The sequence below is a fragment of the Brassicibacter mesophilus genome, assembly GCF_050433385.1.
GTDB lineage: Bacteria > Bacillota > Clostridia > Tissierellales > Proteiniboraceae > Brassicibacter > Brassicibacter mesophilus.
In genome coordinates, this window is sequence record NZ_JBNPXI010000050.1 from 1 (window position 1) to 2,413 (window position 2,413).

Annotated in this window: 4 protein-coding genes; all 4 read right to left on the minus strand. The window is 30.4% G+C overall.

Annotated features, from left to right (window positions below; all coding sequences use genetic code 11):
• Positions 1-318 precede the first annotated feature (318 nt).
• Positions 319-897 (minus strand): uracil-DNA glycosylase, encoded by a 579-nt coding sequence (locus tag HNR33_RS22720; RefSeq protein WP_429088283.1) that lies wholly within the window; start codon positions 895-897, stop codon positions 319-321.
• 32 nt (positions 898-929) lie between these two features.
• Positions 930-1,496, minus strand: a complete 567-nt coding sequence (locus tag HNR33_RS22725) for a uracil-DNA glycosylase (protein WP_429088286.1) — start codon at positions 1,494-1,496, stop codon at positions 930-932.
• A 110-nt stretch (positions 1,497-1,606) separates the two neighbouring features.
• A complete protein-coding gene (locus HNR33_RS22730; protein ID WP_429088292.1) occupies positions 1,607-2,017 on the minus strand; it encodes an SIMPL domain-containing protein in 411 nt (136 codons plus the stop codon).
• Complete coding sequence (locus tag HNR33_RS22735) at positions 2,013-2,246, minus strand: SIMPL domain-containing protein (protein ID WP_429088289.1); 234 nt, start codon at positions 2,244-2,246, stop codon at positions 2,013-2,015. Before HNR33_RS22735 ends, HNR33_RS22730 begins: the two co-directional genes overlap by 5 nt.
• Between the last annotated feature and the right edge of the window lie 167 nt (positions 2,247-2,413).

Sequence of the window (2,413 nt, forward strand, 5' to 3'; positions counted from 1 at the left end):
ATAAGTTGTTTTAACAGCTTTGCTGTTATTAAACTTGTCTTTTCACTGTTCAGTTTTCAAAGGCCAAACATCAGCTTTATTATCTTAACACTTTTATTTCCTTGTGTCAAGTGCTTTTTTATCTTACTTTTGTTGCGTTGTCGCTTAGTGACGACTCTTACTACTATATCAGATTTTCGACATTATGTCAACTGTTTTTTTGAATTTCTTTTTTTCTTTTGCTTATATGTTTTGTTTCTCTGTCTTAAACGACAAGGATTACTATACCACATACATGCCCCTTGAGTCAATAGATTTTAGCAATACATTTTTTGGTTGCTAATTTTCTAGTAGTACTGCTAATCGTCTTAAGTCATTTAAGTATACTTCTCTTAGCTCTCTTCTATATATTACTGCTGCAGGATGGTATAAAGGAAATAGTATATATTCATCACCTAATATTGTAGCATTTGATTTTTTACCATGATAACCACCTATAGTAGCTTGCTCATCTTGTAGCACAGTTTTTAAAGGTACGTTTCCAAGGGTAACAATGATTTGAGGGCTAACAATATTTATCTCTTTAAAAAGATATTCTTTAAATTGGTTTATTTCTGATTTAGTTGGAGCTCTATTTACTTTACCACCTGTTTTTTTGCTTTCCTTAGTTGGTCTAAACTTTACCGTATTCGTTATATACAATTCATCTCTATCTAGTTTCAGTATATCTAGAAATTCTTGTAAATGCTTGCCTGCTTGCCCTACAAAAGGTTTCTTTTGCTCGACTTCTTTTGCTCCTGGAGCTTCTCCTATTAACAATACTCTGCTATCTAAACTTCCATTGCCTATCACAAGCTCTTTGTCATTAAATACTGATATAATTTGAGTGTTCAGTTCATCCATTAATTTTTCTTTCAATAGCTGATTCCTCCCTACCTATATAATTTTTCTTAAGTCTCTATCTGTATAATTTGTTGATATTTATTTTTTATACTCTTAAAATCTTCCCAAGCAGGCCTTTTTTTATTTTCATCCCGTAATAATGCAGCAGGATGATAAGTTGCCATAACAGAATATTTTCCTACATTCATCCATTTACCTCTATTTATTGTTATCTTAAAATCTGATCCAATAATATTTTTCGCTGAAACAGCTCCAAGACAGATTATTATCTTAGGGTCAACTAATTTAACTTGCCATCTTAGATATTCTATACAAGCTTTGGTCTCTTGGGATAAAGGGTTCCTGTTATTTGGTGGTCTACACTTTACAATATTAGTAATATATACATCTTGTCTCTTTATATCTATTGCATAAAGCATCTTATCTAAAAGCTGTCCTGCTGCTCCAACAAAAGGCTTACCTTGGATATCTTCATTATACCCTGGGCCTTCGCCTATGAACATTATATCTGCATTTTTGTTTCCTTCACCAAATACTACCTTTGTTCTTGTTTGAGATAAATTACATTTATTACAGCCTAATGTTATACTCTGGACTTGCTCAAGTGTGTACATCTTCTATCACCCCTTCCAATTAAATTTCTCTATTTGAACTTAGATTGTATAGTGAATATCTAATAACTAAAATATTACATAATTAATTGTAACATAAAATAGAAATGAATTCAGTACGTGAAAATTGCTATAATTTTAGCACTTATTTCTACTTCACCTACAATAATTGGAGTTTCAGTTTCAGGTGCTCTAAATACTTGTTGTCTTGGAGAATAAGACTCATAATGCTCTTCAACAATTTTGATTGGAATACTATTAATATTTGTTCTTAGTATAATTCCTATATCGCAAGCCTTTTCTATAGCATTTTCAACAGCTTTAGTCAAAGCTTCACGATAATATGCAGACTGATTTGATATTTGAAATTCTACATTATACACAGTATTTGTACCATTTTCAACTGCCGTATCAATAATTGTCCCTATTTTTTTTATGTCTTCAACAACAATCACAAATTTGTTTGTGACTCTATAACCTCGTAAAACTCTTTTGCCATCAATATAGTCATATATTTGTTCAATTGATTCTAATGTTTTCTCTACGAACTCCTATGTTTAATAATGAATTAATCATTTCATTGGCCTTATTTGCATTTTGTTGCTGAGCTATTCCTAGCTTTTCATTTTCTGTAATTACAGCTAATGATATTTCTGCTATATCAGGCAAAGCTTTAATTTTACCTATTCCCTCTATTTTCATTAGATTACCACACATATTAAAATATGGATAGCAACAATTCATATATAGCATATAAATCATCCTTTCTTTAAATTTTCTTTCTCTCTACTATAATATTAATTAGCTTATTTTATGGATAACAAAAAAACCCTAGCAATATCCTATCGAAATCAAGGATTATGCTAGGGTTTATATTTTTATGCTTTCAATATTTTATATACATCTCTTAGTTCAAGTAA